This is a genomic window from Rhodococcus sp. 320_ES, assembly GCF_059691855.1.
This window is the reverse complement of the sequence record NZ_JCAWAG010000009.1, coordinates 1,926-3,082: the sequence shown is the minus strand read 5'-3', so window position 1 is coordinate 3,082 and position 1,157 is coordinate 1,926. Positions and strand designations below refer to the sequence as shown.

At 55.0% G+C, this 1,157-nt stretch carries 1 rRNA gene (only partly in view); it reads right to left on the bottom strand.

The features are described from left to right. Nucleotides 1-1,111 (bottom strand): 23S ribosomal RNA (locus AC59JP_RS23010); it reaches 2,124 nt to the left of the window's first position. Nucleotides 1,112-1,157 lie beyond the last annotated feature (46 nt).

Here is a 1,157-nt window from a genome sequence, read left to right as displayed (position 1 = left end):
GGGGGCCTTAGCCGGCGATCTGGGCTGTTTCCCTCTCGACTACGAACCTTATCGCCCGCAGTCTCACTGCCGCGCTCTCACACCCTGGCATTCGGAGTTTGGCTGATTTCGATAAGCTTGTAGGCCCTCTAGACCATCCAGTAGCTCTACCTCCAGAGTGAAACACGCGACGCTGCACCTAAATGCATTTCGGGGAGAACCAGCTATCACGGAGTTTGATTGGCCTTTCACCCCTACCCACAACTCATCCCCTCAGTTTTCAACCTAAGTGGGTTCGGTCCTCCACGACGTCTTACCGTCGCTTCAACCTGGCCATGGGTAGATCACTCCGCTTCGGGTCTAGAGCATGCGACTATGATCGCCCTATTCGGACTCGCTTTCGCTACGGCTACCCCACACGGGTTAACCTCGCCACATACCACTAACTCGCAGGCTCATTCTTCAAAAGGCACGCCATCACCCCCCACGACAAGTCGTGCGAAGGCTCTGACGGATTGTAAGCGCACGGTTTCAGGTACTATTTCACTCCCCTCCCGGGGTACTTTTCACCTTTCCCTCACGGTACTAGTCCGCTATCGGTCACCAGGGAGTATTCAGGCTTATCGGGTGGTCCCGACAGATTCACAGCAGATTTCACGGGCCCGCTGCTACTTGGGCATTCACTTCGACAGTCACACAGTTTTCGTCTACGGGATTCTCACCCTCTACGACAGGCCATCCCAGACCACTTCGACTAACCACATGATTTCTTACTGTCGGCCGATCCGGCAGAATCGACAAAAACAAACCCCACAACCCCACACGCACAACCCCTGCCGGGTATCACATGCACATGGTTTGGCCTCTTCCGCGTTCGCTCGCCACTACTGACGGAATCACTGTTGTTTTCTCTTCCTGTGGGTACTGAGATGTTTCACTTCCCCACGTTCCCTCCACACGCCCTATATATTCAGGCGCGGGTAACACGACATCACTCGTGCTGGGTTTCCCCATTCGGACACCCTCGGATCTCAGCTCGGTTGACAGCTCCCCGAGGCTTATCGCAGCCTCCTACGTCCTTCATCGGCTCCTGGTGCCAAGGCATCCACCGTACGCTCTTCATTACTTACAACAAAGATGCTCGCGTCCACTGTGCAATTCTCAAACAACACACACCA